Annotated in this window: 22 protein-coding genes and 1 tRNA gene; 10 read left to right on the top strand and 13 right to left on the bottom strand. The window is 59.8% G+C overall.

What is annotated here, in order from left to right; all coding sequences use genetic code 11:
- Window position 1: 1 nt before the first annotated feature.
- The 3 genes from KYK83_RS12235 to KYK83_RS12225 all read left to right on the top strand — a co-directional run bounded on the left by KYK83_RS12235 (window position 2) and on the right by KYK83_RS12225 (window position 4,525).
- Window positions 2–943: an isopenicillin N synthase family dioxygenase gene (locus tag KYK83_RS12235; protein ID WP_222828446.1), complete on the top strand. Its 942-nt coding sequence runs from the start codon at window positions 2–4 to the stop codon at window positions 941–943.
- Window positions 944–1,199: 256 nt separating this feature from the next.
- Window positions 1,200–3,686, top strand: a complete 2,487-nt coding sequence (locus KYK83_RS12230; protein ID WP_222828445.1) for a TonB-dependent receptor — start codon at window positions 1,200–1,202, stop codon at window positions 3,684–3,686.
- A gap of 116 nt (window positions 3,687–3,802) precedes the next feature.
- Window positions 3,803–4,525 (top strand): energy transducer TonB, encoded by a 723-nt coding sequence (locus KYK83_RS12225; protein WP_222828444.1) that lies wholly within the window; start codon window positions 3,803–3,805, stop codon window positions 4,523–4,525.
- A 17-nt stretch (window positions 4,526–4,542) separates the two neighbouring features.
- On the opposite strand, the gene KYK83_RS12220 is transcribed toward KYK83_RS12225, so the two are convergent.
- The 6 genes from KYK83_RS12220 to KYK83_RS12195 form a co-directional block, all read right to left on the bottom strand.
- Window positions 4,543–7,086, bottom strand: coding sequence for an HWE histidine kinase domain-containing protein (locus KYK83_RS12220; protein WP_222828443.1), 2,544 nt, complete (start codon window positions 7,084–7,086; stop codon window positions 4,543–4,545).
- Entirely contained in the window at window positions 7,083–7,556 is a 474-nt protein-coding gene (locus KYK83_RS12215) for a biliverdin-producing heme oxygenase (protein WP_222828442.1), read from the bottom strand. Before KYK83_RS12215 ends, KYK83_RS12220 begins: the two co-directional genes overlap by 4 nt.
- Before the next feature lie 238 nt (window positions 7,557–7,794).
- A complete protein-coding gene (locus KYK83_RS12210; RefSeq protein WP_196847659.1) occupies window positions 7,795–8,097 on the bottom strand; it encodes a polyhydroxyalkanoic acid system family protein in 303 nt (100 codons plus the stop codon).
- Window positions 8,097–8,855, bottom strand: coding sequence for a conjugal transfer protein TraF (locus tag KYK83_RS12205; RefSeq protein ID WP_222828441.1), 759 nt, complete (start codon window positions 8,853–8,855; stop codon window positions 8,097–8,099). Before KYK83_RS12205 ends, KYK83_RS12210 begins: the two co-directional genes overlap by 1 nt.
- 10 nt (window positions 8,856–8,865) lie before the next feature.
- On the bottom strand, window positions 8,866–10,074 hold the full coding sequence (locus KYK83_RS12200) for a toxic anion resistance protein (RefSeq protein WP_103024487.1): 1,209 nt from the start codon (window positions 10,072–10,074) through the stop codon (window positions 8,866–8,868).
- A gap of 138 nt (window positions 10,075–10,212) precedes the next feature.
- Window positions 10,213–11,946, bottom strand: coding sequence for a fatty acyl-AMP ligase (locus KYK83_RS12195; protein ID WP_196847661.1), 1,734 nt, complete (start codon window positions 11,944–11,946; stop codon window positions 10,213–10,215).
- A gap of 130 nt (window positions 11,947–12,076) precedes the next feature.
- Between KYK83_RS12195 and KYK83_RS12190 the strand changes: the two genes are divergently transcribed.
- The 4 genes from KYK83_RS12190 to KYK83_RS12175 are packed head-to-tail and all read left to right on the top strand — an operon-like array spanning window position 12,077 to window position 14,144.
- Window positions 12,077–12,661, top strand: coding sequence for a regulatory protein RecX (locus KYK83_RS12190; protein WP_222828440.1), 585 nt, complete (start codon window positions 12,077–12,079; stop codon window positions 12,659–12,661).
- Window positions 12,628–13,161 (top strand): DUF192 domain-containing protein, encoded by a 534-nt coding sequence (locus KYK83_RS12185; protein WP_248284440.1) that lies wholly within the window; start codon window positions 12,628–12,630, stop codon window positions 13,159–13,161. Before KYK83_RS12190 ends, KYK83_RS12185 begins: the two co-directional genes overlap by 34 nt.
- A gap of 48 nt (window positions 13,162–13,209) precedes the next feature.
- Window positions 13,210–13,608, top strand: a complete 399-nt coding sequence (locus tag KYK83_RS12180; protein ID WP_103024491.1) for an NADH:ubiquinone oxidoreductase subunit NDUFA12 — start codon at window positions 13,210–13,212, stop codon at window positions 13,606–13,608.
- Between the two features lie 2 nt (window positions 13,609–13,610).
- The gene (locus KYK83_RS12175; protein ID WP_196847664.1) at window positions 13,611–14,144 is read left to right on the top strand and encodes a DUF2155 domain-containing protein; all 534 of its coding nucleotides are present in this window, start codon (window positions 13,611–13,613) and stop codon (window positions 14,142–14,144) included.
- Here KYK83_RS12175 and aat read toward each other — a convergent pair.
- Window positions 14,048–14,731 (bottom strand): leucyl/phenylalanyl-tRNA--protein transferase, encoded by a 684-nt coding sequence (gene aat, locus KYK83_RS12170; RefSeq protein ID WP_222828439.1) that lies wholly within the window; start codon window positions 14,729–14,731, stop codon window positions 14,048–14,050. The two genes, KYK83_RS12175 and aat, sit on opposite strands and share 97 nt — an antisense overlap.
- Window positions 14,732–14,816: 85 nt before the next feature.
- Here aat and KYK83_RS12165 point away from each other — a divergent pair.
- Together KYK83_RS12165 and KYK83_RS12160 are read left to right on the top strand one after the other, a co-directional pair.
- Window positions 14,817–14,892, top strand: a tRNA-Trp gene (locus tag KYK83_RS12165).
- Window positions 14,893–14,947: 55 nt separating this feature from the next.
- A complete protein-coding gene (locus tag KYK83_RS12160; RefSeq protein WP_103024493.1) occupies window positions 14,948–15,823 on the top strand; it encodes an LOG family protein in 876 nt (291 codons plus the stop codon).
- Here KYK83_RS12160 and thiD read toward each other — a convergent pair.
- Genes thiD through glmM form a run of 3 tightly spaced genes read right to left on the bottom strand, consistent with a single transcriptional unit; the run spans window position 15,820 to window position 18,226 of the window.
- Window positions 15,820–16,653, bottom strand: coding sequence for a bifunctional hydroxymethylpyrimidine kinase/phosphomethylpyrimidine kinase (gene thiD / locus KYK83_RS12155; RefSeq protein WP_222828438.1), 834 nt, complete (start codon window positions 16,651–16,653; stop codon window positions 15,820–15,822). The genes KYK83_RS12160 and thiD overlap by 4 nt on opposite strands.
- The gene (locus KYK83_RS12150) at window positions 16,650–16,889 is read right to left on the bottom strand and encodes a DUF1272 domain-containing protein (RefSeq protein ID WP_196847667.1); all 240 of its coding nucleotides are present in this window, start codon (window positions 16,887–16,889) and stop codon (window positions 16,650–16,652) included. Before KYK83_RS12150 ends, thiD begins: the two co-directional genes overlap by 4 nt.
- Complete coding sequence (gene glmM / locus KYK83_RS12145; RefSeq protein ID WP_222828437.1) at window positions 16,889–18,226, bottom strand: phosphoglucosamine mutase; 1,338 nt, start codon at window positions 18,224–18,226, stop codon at window positions 16,889–16,891. Before glmM ends, KYK83_RS12150 begins: the two co-directional genes overlap by 1 nt.
- Window positions 18,227–18,401: 175 nt before the next feature.
- Between glmM and KYK83_RS12140 the strand changes: the two genes are divergently transcribed.
- Window positions 18,402–19,013 (top strand): superoxide dismutase, encoded by a 612-nt coding sequence (locus KYK83_RS12140; RefSeq protein ID WP_196847669.1) that lies wholly within the window; start codon window positions 18,402–18,404, stop codon window positions 19,011–19,013.
- Window positions 19,014–19,068: 55 nt separating this feature from the next.
- Here KYK83_RS12140 and KYK83_RS12135 read toward each other — a convergent pair whose 3' ends face one another.
- Genes KYK83_RS12135 through KYK83_RS12125 form a run of 3 tightly spaced genes read right to left on the bottom strand, consistent with a single transcriptional unit; the run spans window position 19,069 to window position 21,102 of the window.
- The gene (locus KYK83_RS12135; RefSeq protein ID WP_222828436.1) at window positions 19,069–20,247 is read right to left on the bottom strand and encodes an AI-2E family transporter; all 1,179 of its coding nucleotides are present in this window, start codon (window positions 20,245–20,247) and stop codon (window positions 19,069–19,071) included.
- Between the two features lie 58 nt (window positions 20,248–20,305).
- A complete protein-coding gene (locus KYK83_RS12130; protein WP_103024499.1) occupies window positions 20,306–20,911 on the bottom strand; it encodes a sigma-70 family RNA polymerase sigma factor in 606 nt (201 codons plus the stop codon).
- Window positions 20,911–21,102: a NepR family anti-sigma factor gene (locus KYK83_RS12125; protein ID WP_103024500.1), complete on the bottom strand. Its 192-nt coding sequence runs from the start codon at window positions 21,100–21,102 to the stop codon at window positions 20,911–20,913. The genes KYK83_RS12130 and KYK83_RS12125 overlap by 1 nt, the downstream gene beginning before the upstream one ends.
- Window positions 21,103–21,262 lie beyond the last annotated feature (160 nt).

Raw genomic sequence — 21,262 nt, 5'->3', positions numbered from 1 at the left:
CATGACCGATTCGAATACCGATATCGCGGTAGTGTCGCTGGCACAGCCGCTGGACAGCATAGCCGATGAACTGGGCCGTAGCTTTGAGCAATACGGTTTCGCGGTCATCCGCGATCACGGTATCCCGCAGGAGCTGATCGATCGCGCTGAGGCGCTGTCCAAAGAATTCTTTGCGCTCCCCGATGATGTGAAGAAGGCGTATCACACGCCTGGTGGCGGCGGGGCTCGCGGGTACACGCCGTTCGGGACCGAAAAAGCCAAGGATGCCAAGGTCCATGACTTGAAGGAATTCTGGCACGTCGGTCGCCAGCTGCCGGAGGGCCATGATCTGGCAGAGTATATGCCAGCCAATATCTGGCCGGCCGAGATCGACGGATTTCGCGAAACCTTCCTCGAACTTTACGCAGCATTCGAAGAAGCCGGCGGCAGGGTGCTGGAGGGGATCGCGCTTCATCTGGGGCTACCGCGCCAGTTCTTTGCTCCTACGGTAGAGGATGGCAATTCCGTCATGCGCCTTTTGCGGTATCCTCCCCTCGAAGGCGCAGAAGCGGAAGGTGCGATCCGCGCAGCCGCGCATGGCGATATCAACACGATCACATTGCTGCTCGGTGCGGAAGAGGCCGGTCTGGAACTCCTCACCGCGCAAGGCGAATGGAAACCCGTCGCACCGCCGGAGGGTGCGCTGGTGGTCAATATCGGCGATATGCTTGAAAGATTGACCAATGGCCGACTGCGTTCGACCAAGCACCGGGTGGTCAATCCGCGAGGCGAAGCGGCCTATCGCGCGCGGTATTCGATGCCGTTTTTCCTGCATTTCCGCCCCGATTATGTCATCGAGACGCTGCCTTCGTGCATCGACCCCGAGCATCCGGAGAATCGACCCGATGCAATCTCCAGCCATGAATTCCTCATGCAACGCCTGCGCGAGATAAATCTCGCGTAATCTGGTGCAGTGCACCAATTTGTGCGTTGCAAAAAAACCATAATCAGGAAAATTTCAGTCGTTGCCTGATTGCAACACCATCAACGTGTTGTTTCTTAAGTGCAATTTTGACGGGACACCTGAACTCTCGGCAGAAGTATCACGGTTGTCTTGACTCTGTCATATTTCCATCGCTTTGCGGAAACGTGTCCCGCCTAGCGGGGGCTCACCTCTCGCATTGCAATCCCGCATCAAGAGACTGAAGGGGTCTACTCTGATGAAATTCAAGTTTCTCCTGGCCGCATCGGTGGTCAGCACCGCCAGCGCCATGGTCGCCGTTCCTGCCGCCGCGCAGTCGACCGGCTCGCTCAACTTCGACGACGACGTCATCGTCGTTTCGGGTGCGCGCAGCACCGATGTTGGCGGGGTCGATATACCCGATTCGCCGAAGGCCAAGGTTCAGCTCGATTCCGAACTGATCCTGCGCCAGGCACCCGGCCAGACGATCAACGACACGTTGAACCTCGTCCCCGGCGTCAGCTTCACCAACAACGATCCCTTCGGTTCGCTTGGTGGCAACTTCACCATCCGTGGCTTCAATTCGGATCGTATTTCGCAGACGTTCGACGGCATTCCGCTGAACGATTCGGGCAACTACGCTCTTTACACCAACCAGATGGTCGATCCGGAAATCATTGAAGCGGCCACTGTGACGCTCGGCTCGACCGATGTCGACAGCCCGACCGCCGCGGCCGCTGGCGGTACGATTAACATTCGGACGAAGGTTCCGGACGATGAGTTCGGCGTCTACACCGCCACAACGTACGGCAATATCATTTCGCGCGGCAATCCGGGCGATCGCATGATGTATCGCTTCTTCGGCAAGGTCGAAACCGGCGAGCTTACCCCTGGCGGCCTCAAGGCCTTCTTCAGCGCTTCGACCACCGAGAACGAATCCACTTTCTCGAACTATGGCGGCGTCAACAAGCAGCAGTATAACGGCAAGATCTTCCAGCCGCTGGGCGACAACGGCGACTTCATCTCGATCGCTGCTCACTACAATGTGAACCGCAACAACTTCAACGGTTCGCCCTTCCGCTACTCCGGTGAACCGAGTCCCATTCAGGACCCGGAAGACCGTTTCTACGACCTTTCCGACGGCACGCCTTGTACGGTTGTTGCTGGTGTGACAGGAGTTCAAGACGGTTATAACAGTTGCGGCACCCCATTCGAACGCCGTTATAATCCTTCGAACACCGGTAACGTTCGCATCAACTCGCTCTTCACGCTGAGCGACAAGCTGACGCTCACTGTTGATCCAAGCTTCCAGTACGTTAAGGCGAATGGCGGTGGTACTTCGATTGGGTTCGAAGGCGCTTCGCCTGATGGGTTTAACGGCGGTATTTTTGCTGGTGATCCACGCAATCCACAGCGCCTCGATGATGCTGGTAACCCACGGTCGGCTCAGTATTACTATTTCGGCGGAGTCGATCTTAACGGCGACGGTGACGCTCTCGACTATGTCACGATACTTTCGCCGAGCCACACGCGCACCAACCGTTATGGTGTGATCGCCAACCTGATCTACGACATCAATCCCGATCACCGCGTACGTCTGGCCTATACGCTCGACCACGCGCGTCACCGCCAGACTGGCACTGCAGGGCTTCTGCGCCAGAATGCAGAGCCGTTCGACGTTTTCCCTGCCAATGATCCGCTTCTCGATGCGGACGGCATCGCTCCGCAAAAGCGGAACCGGAAATCGTTTGCGATCCTCAACCAGATTTCTGGTGAATATCGCGGACAGTTCGGCGACCTGACTGCTACGCTGGGTGTGCGCGCACCGTTCTTCGAACGCGAACTCAACCAGTACTGCGTAACGACCGACCCGTCGGGCAACGTGAACTGCATCAACGGCGATGCAGCGATCGCCGACTACGTGGCTGCAAACCCGGGCTTCGTGGCGCCGACTTCGGCTACTTACAAGTATGACAAGCTGCTGCCGAATATCGGCCTGAACTACGACATCACCCCGTCGGCCAGCATTTTCGCCAGCTATGCCAAGAACCTGTCGGTTCCGGGTACGGACCCACTTTACGGTTCGTTGTTTGTCGGCGTTGCGCCTGTTCCGGAAACCTCCGATTCGTTTGATCTCGGTGTTCGCTACCAAACTGGCAACATCCAGGCTCAGGTCACCGGTTGGTACAATCAGTACAATGACCGTCTTGCGACGGCGTATGATCCGATCTTGGACCGCGCTATCACGCGCAATCTCGGCAAGGTCGAGAAATACGGTGTCGATGGCAGCATTGCCTGGAAGCCGTCCGATCCGTTCCTGCTGTATGTTTTCGGCTCTTACCTGAAATCCGAAATAGATGAAGACGTGCAGACGGGCGAGACTACCTTTGCTCCGACTGCTGGGAAGCGTGAAGCAGGTGCTCCGCGTTACACGCTGGGCGCTCGCGCACAGGCTGATCTTGGACCGCTCGAACTGGGCGTGCAGGTCAAGCGCACCGGTTCGCGCTTCTTGAACGACATCAACACTATCGAACTGCCGGGATATACGGTGGCCGATCTCGATGCCCGCCTGTCGCTTGGCTACTTCAACGAGGACTTCGACAAGGCGTTCATTCAGATCAACGTCGTCAATCTCCTCGACGAAGTCTATATCGGCTCGGCTCCGACCGGTCTGACCACCTCTGGCGAATTCGTGAATATCGGCGCACCGCGTGCATTCACGGCATCGTTGATCTGGGGATTCTAAGCTTCCAGTTCGTGTAAAGAATGTAGGGCGGCTCTCCTGCTTGGAGGGCCGCCCTTTTTCGTGTGGATCATCGATGGTGACCGGAACGGGCACTGGAGCTATGCGGTTGTTCAGAAATGAACGAGCAAATCACTCGCTACTCCCAGATCCGGCGAAAACCCAACCCATGGGTGATCGCGCTGATCGTGCTCCTTCATGTCGCCATTTTTTATCTCCTGATACGCAGCTTTGCGCCGTCCGCGGTCTCGCAGGTCGAACAGAAGGTCGTGTCTGCCTTTACCGTGACGGTCACGACTCCCGAGCCGGAGCCAGAACCCGATGAACCTGAGCCTGCGGGCGCGCAAGGTGACCCGGGTCGCGAAGCGGTGCCGCAACCCGTTACTGCACCCGAACCGCCCATTCGCAGACCTGAAGCCCCCCCTGCACCCCGCGCGTCGTCGACCGGCACAGCGGAAACATCGGGAGCTACAGACGACGGGGCAGGCACTGGTCGCGTGGGTGACGGCGACGGCACGGGGAGCGGTACGGGCGGTAACGGTCAGGGCGGCGGGATCGCAACCAAGCCAGTCCTGACTCGGGCGATTACCAACGCCAGTGCCTTTCCAGTCCCTCCCGGGGGGAGGCAAGCCCGCATTGGTCAATCGGTCGTTGTCCGCCTGACCGTCTCGGCGGAAGGGCGTGCAACGCAGTGTAGCATCTACCGTCCAAGCCCCTTCCCGGAAACCGACGCGACCGTATGCCGCTTGGCATTGGACCAGCTACGGTTCGAACCGGCAAGGGACTTTGCCGGCAATGCAGTCAGTGCGACTTTCTTCTACCAGCAACGCTTCTTCAATTAAGAAGCTAGCTCTTTGGATCAGGACAGACTGCCGACCATTTCGACAAGCTCATCCTTGCCGTAGGGTTTGGTAAGGAGGCCCGAGGCTCCAAGCTCTTCCACACGGTCCTGCATTTCGCCGTACCCGGTCGCTAGCCAGAAAGGTATGCCCAGTTCCTGCAGCTTGCGGGCCACCGGCTCGCTGTTCTCCCGTCCGAGATTGTAATCGAGAATGGCCATGGCGGGAGGAGACTTCGCCAGCGCATCCAGAGCGCCGGCGACGGAGCTTTCTATGCGGACCTTCGCGATGCCCATCTCTTTCAGACAGTCTTCCGCATCGAGAGCGATAATCATGCTGTCTTCAACCAGCAGGACGCTTTCGGGAAGATTATCCAACGCTGTTGCCTTTCGTTGCTTTGCCTGGGCAGCCGCGCCGGCAGTTTCGCGCGCGCGCCATTCGACGAAGCGGGCAGGGATGCAGAAGCGCGCCTCTACCCCTTCCAGCCGGTAATCGATTTCCGCAGTGCCTTTGAGTTCATAAGGGATGGAGCGCTCGATGATGGTGCTGCCAAAGCCCCGCCGCTTGGGCGGCTTGACCGGTGGTCCCGCGCTCTCGCGCCAGGTTGCACAGAAATTGTCGTCGTCATCGCGGCTGACGATCACTTCCAGCTGACCGGACTGATCGCTGAGCGAGCCGTATTTGGCGGAGTTTGTCATCATCTCGTGAATGACGAGCGCCATCACCGTATAGGCTTCCGGCGCGATCATGGCCTCGGGCCCCTGCACATCCAGGCGGTCCTTCTTGCCTGTCAGATAGGCATTGGCTTCGGTTTCGATGAGTTCCGAAAACGGGGCGTGAGACCAGTTGCCCTTGGTGATATTGTCATGGGCCGATGCGAGTGAACTGATCCTTCCACCAACGATCTGAGCGAAGGTGTCGATATCGGGCGCATCGTGCTTCGATTGGTTGATCAGGCCACGGATAAGATTGAGGATATTGCGAACGCGGTGATTCAGTTCCGCAATGAGCAGTTCCTGCTGCTGCTGAGCCTTGGCCCGCTCTGCGACGGCCTCGTCGGTCAAACGCAGAATGATTTCGAGCAGGGTGACGCGCAGGCCTTCAGCAATGTCCAGTTCTGCTTCCGACCATTTCTCCGCACGGCCCTCTACGGTTTCCTGCCACGCTTCGAAGCTCTTTCGTGGCGTGAGGCGATCGCCATTCGGACCTGTTTCGACCGGTTTTTCCGGATTGCCCGCCCATACGACCGTTTGCGTAAGCGGCTTGCGCCAGAGGACCAGATAATCGCGCGGTGTGCGCGATACGGGAATAATCAATGCCCCCGCCGCGCGATCGGCAAACCGCGTCGCCCGTGGCATTCTTTCCGCGATCTGTTCGCTTGCCAGCAGCCGGCTCGTCGCAGCGGCATTCAGGCCAGGTACGATGGCGCGGAATTCTTCCTCGTTCGGGGCAGACCCACGTGAATCGTAAATATCCTCGACGAAGATACTCACGCCGTCATGCGGAATGACCTGCTGGATGACCGGTTCGATCATGGGCAGGCTGGAAGACAGGGGCGTCCCTGCTGCCACGTCACGCATCAGACGCGTGTGGATATCGCGCCCTAGTTCGCGCCGGTTGGCGATCTGGCGCGATAAGGTGCGGTCCAGTACCAGTGAGAACAGTTCGGAGAAGAGCTCCGCCGCTGTTCGCTGCGTGTAAGGCAGCAGTTTGGGGCCGTAATGATGGCAGGCGAAGAGCCCCCACAGCTTGCCACCCACTATGATCGAGATGGAGAGCGAGGCTCCCACGCCCATATTGTGCAGATATTCGATATGGATCGGTGAGACTGCACGTAGTGCGCTCATGCTGAGATCGAGCGGTTCACCTTCGAGCGAAATGCCGGGCTCGATCGACACGGGTTCAGCTTCGACATCGGCGATGATCCGAAAGCGATTACGCACATAAAGGGCGCGGGCCTGCGTCGGAATATCCGATTTGGGATAACGCAGACCGCGGAATTTCTCGAGATCTTCCCGGGCTGCTTCGGCGATGACCTCTCCTGAAAGATCGTCGCGGAAGCGATAGACCATGACCCGGTCGATTTGCAGCGTGTGACGAAGCTGCCGGGCAGCCTCCTCGACGAGTGGCAGCAAATCCGCGTGCTTCTCGAGGCGGCTCATGATTGGCCGCAGGACGGCCAGCTGGCGGTTGAGATCGCCCGCCGCGTGAGGCTCGATTTCGATTATCGTGTTCGCACCTGACGAATGCAGCGCACAGTCGAACAGATCGTCCGTACCGAACAAGGCTACCCCGAAAAGTCGTTCGACCTGATCGGGAATGGCCAGGTTCGCCGCCGCGCTGCGCAGCAGATCCATCGCGCCTGGCGTCATCAATCGCGTCAGGCTGGCACCTATCTCGACGGTGCGTCCACGCCCGAAGATGTCTTCCAGATTGGTTGATCGATGCGCGACAAACCAATCCGAGTTGACGGCGATCAGTGCGCCGAAAGCCTGAATCTGGCCCAACTGGTGGATTGGTTCACGATCGCAATTGGACAGCGTGACATTGGATGGGTTCGTCATGCTGGCTCAATTACCCGAGTGTTCATGGCTACTTGCTGAAAATGGGAGAATGTCGCTTGCGCTGCCATTAGGACCGCTTGGTCGTCCGGCAAACTATGCGGCCTTTCTAGTGCGGGTCGCAGATCTTGCCAGAACTGCACCATCCGGGGATCGGAGAGGAACGCGGTCGGAAGTGCAGTGCCTGTCTTCTTCAACCGCTTCAAAAGCGCGCGATTACCTAGTGAAGAACCGGCCAGCACCCAGACCGTACCCATGGGATCGGCATCTGGCGACGGGGCGAAGGCAGGCGGGTTGTCCGGCAGCGCGCAGCGCAGCGCCGCCAGATCGCGCGCGATCAGGTCCGTCTGGTGCGGAGGCATGGCCTCGACTTGGCTTTCCTGAAGCCAGTTCTCGACACCGACCCGGGCATGCCATTGGATTTGAAGAAACTCTGCATAAGCTGCCTCGTCATCGACGACGAGCTCGCCCATTAGCAGATCCAGCCGTTCATGGCTGTCCGCGGTCGCTTCCCTGAGATAATCCCTAGTGGTGCGACCCACTGCCTTAGATATCGGCATTCGCTCGGCCTCGCTTTCCCTACCGCTGCGCCCACGGAAGCGGATGCAATAAACAATCGATGGCCGAATGCACGCCCTTCCTCGACGCAAAGCGAACGGGGTTGCAAATGGTTCCTGAGAAGCGAAATTTGGACTGTGTAGTGCGCCTTGGTTACTTCGGCGCGATCAGCTTTTGCCCTTGCTGGCGGATAGCACTCGCAACCATGGGTTCGACGAACGAAAGCGCAGGGGGCAGGTTTACTTCGAAGATAACCTGCGCATCCTCGATGATGACGCTGCCGTCGATGCCCTGACCCATGGCCTTGACCGACAAGTCCATCCGGTCCTCGTTCGGCCAGGCCGTCTGCACATCTGCCACGCCCCCGGGAACGAACTGGCCGATTTCATGGCTGCGTGCGTGGAGGCGGCGCCGCACCTCTTCCTTGCCGATGTCGTGGGGAATAGGAACGCGCATCAGCTCTTGTTCTCCAATTGCGGGCTCGTCTGGGCCCCTTCGCCGAATTTGTAATCCAGATAGCGGTGCTTGATCGCGAGATCGTCGAGCGAGCCTTCCGCAAGCTGCCGGGTGATGGAATCGATTTCGCCGCTGATCTTGCCGAGGCTGTCGGTCAACTGCTCGTCCGGCGTAGAACCGGCGCGCTGTTCCTTGCGCAGATGGGCAGGGATGCGGCGATAGCTGTCGATCATCTCGGGCAGCTGCTCGCCCACCAGGCTGCGCACTTCGCGCGCCTTGGGGTGGTTCTGGTCGAGCCCTTCGAGTTGCAGGCCCAGCGCATCGAGCTGCACGCCCATGTCGTCGATTATCCGCGCGGCTGGCGCAGGGAGGGCGGGGCGCTGCGCTTCGAGCCACAATTCGGTGCGGCCGACCATCTGCCGGACGTTGCCCTTGTTGATGTCCGCCCGCTTGGGCGTGCCCATTTTCGGATAGCTGGAAAACACCGCAATCGCGATGATGCTGGCCACCAGAACACCCATCACGCCCCAGAAACCGATGCCGCTGAAGATCGCCCCGGCGACGCCGCTTGCCAGCCAGATCGCAAATACCGCGATCACGACGTTGCGGACCTTCTTCAGCAGATGATCGCGCTTCGCCTTGGCCGAGCCCTGCCCGATCGAGGGCGCGCGCCGGTGGCGGCCGCCTTCGCGGTTGTCGCGCACCAGCGCCTTGCTTTCGGACAATATCCGGTCGCTGTCGCGGGTGAGGTCGTTCACGATGCCGCCCTCAGCCCTCGATGCTCAGCAGGCCGCTTTCGGCAACCTGCTTCTGGGCCTGCGCCTGGCCTTCGGCGCGAGCGATATAACCTTTGGACTTCTCGACCTCGTCGGTCAGCAGCGTAACCGTCTGCTTCATGCTGTCGAGCGCGCGCAGCTTGAAGCTGTCGACCTCGTCCATCGTGTCGTAGATGTTCTGGAACGCGCGCTGCAGCGTTTCGAGCGGGATCGTGCTCGCGGCGGCCTGTTCGTGGATCTTGCCGGTCTGGTCGCGCAGCAGAGTGCTGGTGGAATCGATGATGCCCGCAGTCGTTTCGTTCAGGGCCGTGATCTGTCCCAGCACAAGGCGCTGGTTCGTCATCGCTTCGGCCACGGTTACCGCGGTGCGCAGCGCACCCACGGTCGTGGTGCTGGCACGGTCCACCCCTTTGACCAGCTCGACATTGTTCTTCTTCACAAGGTCGAGCGCGAGGTAGCCCTGCACGCTGACCGCCATCTGCGTGAGCAGGTCCTGCGTACGCTGGCGGACATAGAACAGCGCGGTTTCGCGAACCGCCTTGGCTTTGGCCGGATCGGTCGCGTCGAGTTCGGCGGCCTTGTCTTCCAGCTTCTGGTCCAGCGTGTTGGAAATGTGGATCATCTGTTCCAGATTGCCCATCGCCTCCCACAGCTTCTGCCGCTCCACGTCGATCGCGGCATTGTCCATGATCAGTTCGTCCTTGCCGCTGGCAAGGTTGTTGAGGATCGACTGGATGTGCGTCTGCGCGCTCTGGTAGCTGCGGAAATAATTGGTCAGCTTGTTGCCGAACGGAATGATGCCGAGGATCTTGCGCGGGCCCGCCAGCTTGCCGCGCTTGCCCGGATCGAGATCTTCGACGACCCGGCGCAATTCGGCCAGATTGGCGCCGACGCCTTCGTCCTTGTCCATGGCCCGCACCGGGCGGTCCAGGAAACGGTTGGACATGCCGGCCGCGGCCATGATTTCCTTGCGGCCCATATTGGTGAGCTGGTCGACCTTCTTGCCGAACTCCGGCGAATTCGCATCCTGCGAAATCAGGTCTTCGACAAACCCGTCGACCTTGGTTTCCAGCTTGCTCTTCACCTCGTCCGAAACCGGCACCAGCCCGGCAGCCTTCTCCGGCTTGACCTCGGGCACCGGATCGGGGGGCGTCAGGTCGAACGCGGTTTCGGTGGCAGTCTGCGTTTTCGTATCGCTCATGGGCGCAGGTCTCTCCAAGCGGCTATGATCCTGTATTAGGGTGGCAATACACGATCTTCAAGCGCACTGTCACCCGGCGCGGCGATAGTGCCGCGCCCTGGCGGGCAAGCGCAAGGCAATTCTGCTGCCGGAAAATCCTCAGGCAGCCAGGTCGAGCGGGGTGATCTCTCCCGATAGGTACTGCTTCTTCGCTTTCGCCCGGCTCAGCTTGCCGGAACTGGTGCGGGGCAGGGTGCGCGGGGGGACCAGTTCGACGACGCAGCTCATGCCGGTCACGCCGCGCACCTTGTCCGCGATCTGGTCGCGCAGCTTGATCCGTTCCTCGGGGTCGGACACCCGGCAGTGGACCAGCACGGCAGGCGCTTCTTCACCGCCTTCGGTATCGATGGAAAAGGCCGCGATGTCGCCGTGGTTGAAGCCCGGCAATTGCTCGACCGCCCATTCGATGTCCTGCGGCCACAGGTTCTTGCCGTTGATGATGATCATGTCCTTCGCACGGCCGACGATGAACAGGTAATTGTCGGCCATGTATCCCATGTCGCCCGTGTCCAGCCAGCCATCGACCAGGCAGTCGTTGGTGGCTTCCTCGTTGCGGAAATAGGAATGCATGACGCTCTTGCCGCGGCACCAGACCTTGCCGATCTGGTGATCGCCGCGGATCTGGTCGTTCTCCCCGCGGATTTCGACTTCCATGCCCGGGATCGGCTTGCCGCAGTTCACGATGGCGCGATACCGTGCGGGCTTGGACAGGTCGCGCGGACGCCCCGACAGGCGCTCTTCCTCGACCAGTTCGACCCGGATGCCTTCGCCCGGGGGCATGACGGTAACGGCAAGCGTCGCCTCGGCCAGGCCGTAGCTGGGATTGAAACTGCTCGCCTGAAAGCCTGCATCGGCAAAGGCGTTGACGAAGTTCTGCATCACGTCGGGGCGGATCATGTCGGCCCCGTTGCCTGCAACTCGCCAGCGCGACAGGTCGAACCGATCCTCGACATGCGTCTGGCTCGAAATGCGGCGTGCACAGATGTCGTAACCGAATGTCGGCGAATAGCTCAGCGTGGTGCCCTTGTTGCGGCTAATCAGATCGAGCCATGCAAGCGGGCGGCGCGCAAAATGTTCGGTCTTGAGATAATCGACCGAAACCTGGTTGGCGATCAGCGACAGGAAACAGCCCACCAGGCCCATGTCGTGATACCACGGCAACCAGCTGACCACGCGGTCGTTCGTGCCGATTTCCATCGATTCCGCATGGCCGCGCAGATTGTGCAGCAGCGCTTCGTGGGTTACCGCAACGCCTGTGGGAAAGCGGGTCGATCCGGACGAATATTGCAGATAGCAGATGTCTTCCGGCTTCGCTTCGGGAAGCTCGGCCTGGGGCGCAGGGCGCTGGTTGAAATCTTCCCAGCTTTCGCCCGCGCAGCCCTGGCGATCGGCCGCGGCCTTGGCCATGTCCGCAATCTCGCCCGGATAGATCAGGATTTTGGGATCGGAACTCTGCAACTGAACGGAAAGCTGGTCGATATAGCTTTCCTTGCCGCCGAAGGTGGTCGGCAGCGGCAGCGGAACCGGCCATGCCCCCATCAGGGTACAGGCACAGAAAAGCGCCGCGAATTCCGGGCTTGTTTCCGCGACGATTGCAACGCGGTCTTCCTTTTCGATGCCCATCGCAACCAGGCGGTATGCACCCTGGATCGCATCCTCGCGCATCTGCACATAAGGGTAACTGCATTCCAGCGTGCCACGCATGTCATGGAAGTTGAGACCCTTCGCACTCCGCGCAGCGTAGTCGATGGCTTCGTTGAAGGTCGCGAAATCCGAACGGCGACGCGGCAGGTCGCAATCGTTCGGCGTCGGCGAAATTTCGGCGTCGGTCATAATTTTCGGCGATACCCGTGAATAGCTGGTGCCTTACGGCTTACCTCATTGCGCTGTTAATGCGCAAACCGGCGGCTGCGCACTCTCCCACGTTTCCCATTCTTAAAGGACTGTGGCAGGAATATGGCCGATGAATGATGAACGCGCAACATCTGGTCACACTCGCCGCCGCGCAAAACCGCTTGATCGCAATCGACTGGAAGAATTGGCGCTCGCCTATGTGGCGCGATTTGCGACGAGCGCGGGCAAGCTGCGGACCTACCTCAGGCGTAAATTGCACGAGCGCGGATTTGTCGATGGCGAAGAACCCGACATCGAAACGCTGATCTCCAGCTTCGTGGACAAGGGCTATGTCGACGACGAAGCCTATGGCCGCGCCAAGGCCAACGATCTGGTCGCCCGCGGCTATGGCGGGCGGCGTGTCGAACAGACCTTGCGGTCCGCCGGCATCGCGGAGGATCTTCGCGAAGTCCTGCAACCGGACGAAGCCCACATGCGACAGGCGGTTGTGGTTCTCGCCCGCAAACGCCGGTTCGGGCCGTTCGGGCGACTGGGCGAAGCGAGCGCCGAAGACGCCCGCAAGCTTCGTGAAAAGCAGCTTGCCGCAGTGGTCAGGGCGGGCCATGATTTCGACATGGCACGGCGCGTCATAGAAGCGTCCACGGTCGAGGAACTGGAAGAATGGGTCACGGAAGCTTCGGACGAACTCGGCTGAGGGGATCGGGCTGCGCTCTCGCCATGCTGGCGGCGCTGGCCGCCTGCTCGCCCCAGACCCAGGCCGAAGCGTCGGCGGACAAGGGGCCGGCTGCCGCTGGCACCGCGGCGGCTGGCAATCATCCGATATCCGGTTTGCGGGTGGTGCCGCTGACCGTGACGAGTGGGGACGAACGAATCGGCTTCAAGGTCGAAGTCGCCGATACGCCCGAATCTCAGGCGCGGGGACTGATGTTTCGCACCGAACTCGGTGATTTCGAAGGCATGATCTTCCCCTATGGTGGGGTGACGGCGCAGAGCTTCTGGATGAAGAACACGCCGCTGCCGCTCGACATCATCTTTATCGGCCCGGATCGGCGGATTTCCAACATCGCCGCGATGGCAGAGCCTTATTCGCTCGAATCGGTCTATTCCGTCGGTCCGGTGCTCGGTGTGCTCGAATTGCGCGGCGGCCGGGCACAGGAACTTGGCATAGAGCCGGGCGATTTGGTGGAATGGTGATCATCGAATGGCTTGGCCACCGCGTGCGAATCCGCTAACCGCGCGACCATGAACTTCCTCGGCAAGATTTTCACCTGGTGGGACGGCGCCACGATCGGCACTCTCCTGTGGTCCTCACGCAATGGGGAGCATGTCGGCACAGATGTGCAGGGCAACCGCTATTATCGTTCGAAGAAGAAGACCGGTGACGGCCGGGAACGTCGCTGGGTCATTTACGAAGGCACCAATGACGCAAGCCGCGTTCCGAGTGAATGGCACGGCTGGCTCCATGGGGCGTTCGACGACATACCGGAAAGCAATCTTCCGCCTGCTCGTATCTGGGAAGCCGATTATACTCCGAATGCCACTGGCACGGTAGGCGCCTACCGCCCTGCCGGTGCGCTCGAAATGGGTGGCAAGCGGGCCAAGGCTACAGGCGACTACGAAGCCTGGTCGCCAGAGGCGTGACCATGCGCAGGGCATTCGCCCTTGTCGCTGCGACGGCGGCTGTTGCGGCCTGCGGGCAGGAAACTGCCGAACCCGAAGATGCCATCCGGACTACGATCCCGGAAAGCGTGCAGCAGGCGGAAACGCCTGTGCAGCCTGCCGACGAAGCGAATATCGGCACACCCATGGCGGAACGGGTCGCGACGCTCGGCCTCCTCAACAAACGCAACAATGTCAGCCAGGATCTCGAAATGCGTCCCGGCGAAGAACAGCGTATCGGCGACGTCATAGTCCGCCTTCAGGCGTGCGAGCGCACGGCTCCCTGGGAAATGCCGAAGGAAACGGGCGCATTCGTGCAGCTGCTCGTCCGGCAACGCGGCACCGAAGACCAGTTCGCGAAAGTCTTTTCGGGCTGGCTGTTCAAGAATTCGCCCAGCCTGAATGTCGTGGAACACCCGATCTACGATGTCTGGGTCAAGGACTGTGCGATGGATTTCCCGGGCGAAGAAGAGGCTGCGAATCGCGCGACGGCGTCGGGTAGCGACGCTGCGGGATAGCCGTCTGCGGCGATCAGCATGTCCATATACCGCGATTGCGGTACGGCGACGGCCCCCATGGTGGCCAGATGATCAGTCATGAACTGGCAGTCGAGCAGGGCAAAACCTGCCTGACGCATCGCCGCGACAAGCCATGCCAGCGCGACTTTGCTGGCATCGGTGGTGCGGCTGAACATGCTTTCACCGCAAAATACCCGCTCGAAGCTGACGCCGTATAGCCCGCCGACAAGCTCGCCGTTCTGCCAGCATTCAATGGAATGGGCGTGTCCGGCCGCATGCAGCGCGCGGTAGCTCGCCTCGATCCTGTGGCTGATCCAGCTTTCGGCATGTTCCTCGCGCGGGGCGGCGCATTCGGCAATGACATCGGCGAAACGGGAGTCGCAAGTGACGTGAAAACGATCTTGCCGCAGCACTTTCTTCAGGCTTTTCGAAAGACGAAACCCGTCGAGCGGAATGATCGCTCGCTCGCGTGGCTCCACCCAGTAGACTTCGGGATCGCTGCGGTGGTCGGCCATGGGGAAAACGCCGCCACGATAGGCGCGGAGCAGAAGTTCGATCGGAATTGGGGGCGAAACGGGAGCATGCATAGGCTGGAATAATAGCACTTCATCTCAACAAGCGATATGCGCCTTGCCAAGTGTCGGCGGCCATACTAATGCGCGCCCTTCCTGCAGGGGTGTAGCTCAGCTGGTAGAGCATCGGTCTCCAAAACCGAGGGCCACGGGTTCGAATCCTGTCACCCCTGCCATTTCCTTGTCCTTCAGCGCTTGTGCGCGGCTTGCCTGCGCCCTATCGCGCTGCCCATGACCGACAAGAAAAGCGAACGCGATCTGTCTGATCGCAAGTTCTATCCGGCCGACAAAGAAGCCGAATTCGAAAAAACGCAGCTGCAAACGCCGCAGACGGCCCATCCTGCCTATAAACTGGCATTTCAGGATACGGACTTTCTCCTGCGCGATGAATTGCGCCCGGTGCGGTTCCAGCTCGAACTGCTGAAGCCGGAAATGCTGCTCGACGAAGCGGGCGTGGGCTCCACGCTGGTGATGTACGGCAGCGCGCGCATTCCTCCCGAAGATGCCTGCGAAGCGGCGCTCGAAGGGGCCAAGGATCTGCCCGAAGACGAACGGCGGGTCGTCGAAAACCTCGTCAAGAAAAGCAAATATTACACCGAAGCGTACAAGCTGGCGCGGATCGCTTCCGAACGTTCGATCATCGAAAATGGGAAGCGCCAGTTCGTGGTGTGCTCTGGCGGCGGTCCTTCGATCATGGAAGCGGCCAACAAGGGCGCCAGCGATGCGGGTGCCGAAAGCGTCGGGCTCAACATCATCCTGCCGCACGAACAGGCGCCGAACCAGTATGTGACGCCGTATCTATCGCTGAACTTCCACTACTTTGCGCTGCGCAAGATGCATTTCCTCCTGCGCGCCAAGGCGGTTGCGGTCTTCCCGGGCGGCTTCGGCACGTTCGATGAATTTTTCGAACTTCTCACGCTTATCCAGACCGGCAAGATGAAGCCGATGCCGATCCTCCTGTTCGGCAAGGATTTCTGGACGCGAGTCATCGATTTCGAGGCGCTGGCCGACGAAGGAACGATATCCAGGAAGGATCTCGATCTGTTCCGCTGGTGCGAAGATGCCCAGGAAGCCTGGGATCACATCAGCGCCTTCTACGAACTCTAGCGAGGGATTTCTTCGGGCGGTTCCAACTTGCGGACCGCCTGATGTCCCATCGGGCCCGATCCCTCTCCGAAGCCGGGCGCATTCTCTATCGCGGCATAGGTGAAGGCACGCGCAATGCGCACAGCGTTGACCAGGGGCTGGCGATATCCAAGCATGGTCGCCAGCGCCGAAGACAGCGTACACCCCGTCCCATGCGTATGCCGCGTCTGGATCCGTGCATGGGCGAAGCTGGCTAACTTGCCGGTGGGCGACACGATCCGGTCGAAGACCTGCGTTTCGTCGCCCGCATGGCCGCCCTTCGCCAGCACTTGAACCCCGAAGCGGCTGGCGAGCGCTGCTGCCGCATCGAACACCTCGTCATCGGCGATCGCTTCCCGCCCGGCCAACACGCCCAGTTCGGGCAGGTTGGGGGTGACGACAGTGGCGATGTCCATCAGTGCCGCGAAGCTGGCGATGGTGTCTTCATCGGCCAGAATCGACCCGCTGGTAGCCACCATGACCGGATCGAACACGATAGGTCCTGCAAAGGTATCGAGCCGCTCAGCAAGCAAGGTTGCTGTCTCGGGCGAACCAAGCATACCGATCTTGATTGCATCCGCACCGATGTCGGACAGGCAGCTTTCGACCTGATCGAGAACAAACTGGGGCGACAGCGCTTCCACGCCGATGACACCGCAGGTGTTTTGCGCCGTTACGGCGGTAATGGCCGTCATGGCATAACCGCCCAGCATCGTGATCGTCTTGATGTCTGCCTGAATGCCGGCGCCGCCGGAGCTGTCCGAGCCGGCTATGGACAATATGCGGGGGGGTGGGGGAGCGTTCTCGCTCATCCGGCGCCTGTCGAAGTGCTCTGAGCGCGCAGGCTGGTTGGGGGGTATTTATCGTGAAGCCTCTTGGGGCGTGTCGGGCGGTCCATCAGCTCGCCCTTGCAATTGGGGCAGATGTCATCGAGTTCGTCAGCACATGTCGCGCAAAAGGTGCATTCTAAACTGCAGATGAAGGCTCCAGCGCCTTCGGCAGGCAGTCCAGTACCGCACCGCTCGCATTCGGGTCGCATCTCAAGCATCAGGCGGCAGCCTTTACGGCTTCGCAAATCCGGTCGACTACCGCCTCGACCTGAGCTGCATCGTCACCCTCGGCCATGACACGGATGACCGGCTCGGTACCGGACGCACGAATGACAAGGCGGCCCTTGCCCGCCAGTTCGTTCTCGGAATCGGAGATCGTCTGTTTGACCACTGCATTCTCCAGAGGTGTGCTGCCAGAGTAGCGGACGTTCTTGAGAAGCTGCGGTACCGGATCGAAGACATGAAGCAATTCGCTGGCCGGTTTGCCTGTGCGCACCAAGCTTGCCAGTACGCTGAGCGCGGCCATGGTTCCATCACCGGTCGTGGCATGGTCGGTCAGGATCATATGTCCCGATTGCTCGCCGCCAAGGTTGAAACCTCCAGCACGCATGCGTTCAAGTACGTAACGATCGCCTACCTTGGTGCGCTCAAGTGTCAGGCCCATGCTTTGCAAATATCGTTCGAGACCAAGGTTCGACATGACGGTGGCGACCACTCCGCCACCTCTTAGTGCGCCTTGCTCGTGAAGGCGGGTAGCGATCAGACCCATGATCTGATCTCCATCGACGGCCTTGCCCTTCTCGTCGATCACAATCAGCCTGTCCGCGTCCCCATCCAATGCAATGCCGATATCGGCACCTTCTTCGACCACGCGTTTCCGTATGGCATCGAGCGAGGTCGAACCCACCCCATCGTTGATATTGGCGCCATTGGGCGAGACACCGATTGCGATGACGTCCGCGCCCAGTTCCCATATGGCGCTCGGTGAAACTTCGTATGCTGCACCGTGGGCACAGTCGACGACCACCTTAAGCCCATCAAAACGCGTGTCGGAAGAAATGGACTGCTTTACTGCGTGAATATAGCGACCGCTTGCGTCGTCAATCCGGCGGGCACGGCCGATCTGATCGGGTTGGACCAGCACCGGTTGCTGTTCCAGAAGAAGCTCGATTGCGGCTTCGGCTTCGTCTGAAAGTTTGTACCCGTCCGGCCCGAACAATTTGATGCCATTATCCTCGAACGGATTGTGGCTGGCGGAAATCATCACGCCTAGGTCGGCGCGCATTTCGCGCGTCAGCAGCGCGATTGCGGGTGTGGGAAGGGGGCCAGTCATGATGACATCCATGCCCACGCTGGTGAAACCTGCGACCAGTGCGCTTTCCATCATGTAGCCCGACAAGCGTGTATCCTTGCCAATGACCACACGGTGACGATGGTCGCCGCGTAGAAAATGGGTGCCGGCAGCCTGCCCGACGCGCATGACAGTAGCGGCCGTCATTGCGCCTTCATTCGTGCGACCCCGGATACCGTCGGTACCGAAAAATTTGCGTGTCATTTGTTGGCGATCCCCTTTTTGCCGATTGACCCATGGCCCGATTGGAGCATGAATAAAAGACCGACCGTCCCCCTTTTCGCGCGTAATATCGTGGCTATGTGCAACCACGCGCGCGCCAATACGTTAGGGACGCGAGTACGAAATTCTTTCACACCAACCCAAGAGGGGAAAATCAATGGCTTTTGAGCTGATCGACCTGCCTTACGAAGACACCGCGCTGGAGCCTGCCGTATCGGCAAAGACCCTGTCGTTCCATCATGGTAAGCATCACAAGGCGTATATCGACAAGACCAACGCGGCGATCGAAGGCGGCGATCTGGCAGACATGAGCCTAGAAGACGTCATTGCTGCCGCTCGTGGCAGCAATGCAGGCCTCTTCAACAACTCGGCACAAAGCTGGAACCACGGTTTCTACTGGCATTCGATGGCAGCCGACGAAACCGGCGCTTCCGACGAGCTGAAGAGCATGATCGATGATGCCTTCGGGTCGACGGACGGTTTGAAGGAAAAGCTTGCCGAGCGCGGAGCCGGACATTTCGCCAGTGGTTGGGTGTGGCTCGCCGTGAAGGGCGGCAAGCTGAGCATCGAGGAAACCCATGATGGCGATACGCTCGCAGATCAGGGCGAATTCAATCCGCTTCTGGTGATCGACCTTTGGGAACACGCATATTACCTGGACCATCAAAACGCGCGTCCGGCTTATCTTGATGCGGTTAACGGCAAGCTGAACTGGAAGTTCGCAAGTGAAAACCTTGCGCGCGGAACAACTTGGAAATATCCCGGCTGATCCAAGCTTCATGTGAAGTTTTAAAAGCCCGTCGCCAGGAATGGCGGCGGGTTTTTTATTCGGCGCCCTGTTCCGCGGTGTCTGCTTCGTCGAAAAGATTGGCAGTGAATAACGGTTCGCCAAAAATGAAGCCAACCAGATTGGGCCTGCCGATATGGTCAAATAACGCGGTCAGCATCAACAGGATCGGAACGGACAGCAGCGCCCCGAATACGCCCCAGATCCATGTGAAGTAGGATAGCGCAATGAGGATCATGACCGGATTCATCGTGAAGCGAGCACCGAGTATGGAAGGCGTTACCAGATTTGCTTCAACGGTGTGTAGCGCAAGGTAAGCAAGAGCCGGCACAAGGCCCAGCAAGATTGTATCCGAAGTCCCGATCCCGAGAAGCCCCAGCAATGCAATCATCACAATGGGGCCAACATAGGGGAGGAAATTAAGCAGCGCCGCAAGACCGCCCCACATGATCGGCGCGTCTATGTCTAGGGCCCAGGCGCCCAAGGCTACTATGACACCGACCACAGCGTTGATCCAGCCGACCGTCAGAATGTACGCAGCGACGCGGTCCTGCACTTCGCGAATGACGCGCGCTGCCTTGATGCTGGTACCGAAACTCGCACGACCGAACAGTAGCCGCTGACGAAGGCGCACCCGTGCCTCAATCATGAAATACGCCATCAGGAGCGTCAGCACCACTTCGAGAACCACACTTGGGGTGGCGAACGCCACCTGCTCCAGCAGGCTGGGTGCCGCCAGTACCACTTCGCGCGTGCTGTCGGTGTTCATGAATGTCGCCAGCTGTTTATTCAGCGAGGCGACCCAGGCAAATTGCTCGCGAACTTCGCCGAAGCGGGCCATTACCTGCTGGGCCATGGCCGGAACATCGTCGAACAGCGCGATTGCCGGCTGCAGGATCGTTGCCAGTGCCAGCACCAGAATTGCGAAAAAGATGATGAGAGCGGCAAATGAGGCAAGGGCGTTGGGAAGGCCCCAGCCGTTGAGTTTGTCCGCCAGTGGCGACAGAATAACCGTAAGGACCAGCGCGGTTACCACCGGCAGAAAAACCACGGAGCCGATCGAAAGGACGAATGGCAAGGCAAAGAAAAGACCTAGTCCGATCAGCAAGACGAGCGAGGAAATAAGGCGCAGTTCCTGCTCGGCAAAAGCACGACGACGCGACCGGCGTGGTATCGCCGGCGCATCGCCTTGCTGAGGTGACTCCGTCTCGTTCATAACAGACTATCTGCCTCGCGCTGCAAGATGTGACAAGCGGCCCGAACGCAAAGATAATCTAGCTACGGCTGGAACCCTGCCCTGCGGCCACATCGTCCAATTCTTCGAGAATTGCGCGGTGGGCGGCATCGTCCCCGATCGACCGCTTGGGAATGTTTCCATCCGCCAGCATCGCATTGAGTGCAGCGCGCGCTCGTCCCACACGGCTCTTGATCGTGCCGACCGCGCAGTCGCAGATAGTCGCTGCTTCTTCGTAGGAAAAACCGCCGGCGCCAACCAACAGCAGCGCTTCGCGCCGTTCCGGTGGAAGGGTAAGCAACGCCCTGTGCATATCCGACAAATGGATGGGTTCTTCCTGTCCGGCAGGCGCTGTCAGCACGCGCTCTGCAACGGTTTCGTCATACTCCCCGCGAAAACGGTTGCGGCGCATATCTGTCAGATAGGCATTGCGCAGAATGACGAAGGTCCAGGCTCGCATGCTTGTACCGGGCTGAAAACGCTCCTGTGCGGCCCACGCCTTCAGCAGCGTCTCCTGCACCAGGTCGTCCGCCATGTCGGCGCGCCCGCAAAGACCGCGTGCAAACGCACGAAGGTGGGGCACGACGTCGGTCAGTTCACGCTTGAAATCGGCTTTTTCGGAGGCCGTCCGTTCTTCGGGCGGCATCAGCTGTTGGAATCCAGCTTGTCGATCAGATCCTGAAAGCTGTCAGGCAGCGGCTCTTCGACTACCGAGTCGTAGAGCTGCTTGAGGCCGTTGGCCCAGTCAGGGTCTTTTTCTTTTCCGGACCCGCTGGAAGCGGCAGGTGAACCGCTGGCGGGTTGCCGCTGCGGATTTCTCGGCGTGTGTGATGTCATGGCTTAAAAGATATTGCCCTCTTAGAATTCCCGCCAGGGCCTCTGAACAGACGCAGCAGCGGAAAAATTCGATCCCGAACGTGCTTCGCACAACGCACATGACAGCACAGTGTTCCCACCCATTTCATTTCGGAACCAAATGGCGTGCGCAGCATACTAT

This window comes from Qipengyuania pacifica (genome assembly GCF_019857205.1).
Classification (GTDB): Bacteria; Pseudomonadota; Alphaproteobacteria; order Sphingomonadales; family Sphingomonadaceae; genus Qipengyuania; species Qipengyuania pacifica.
Note: the sequence above shows the minus strand (reverse complement) of the source record. Positions and strands in the feature narration are given on the sequence as shown.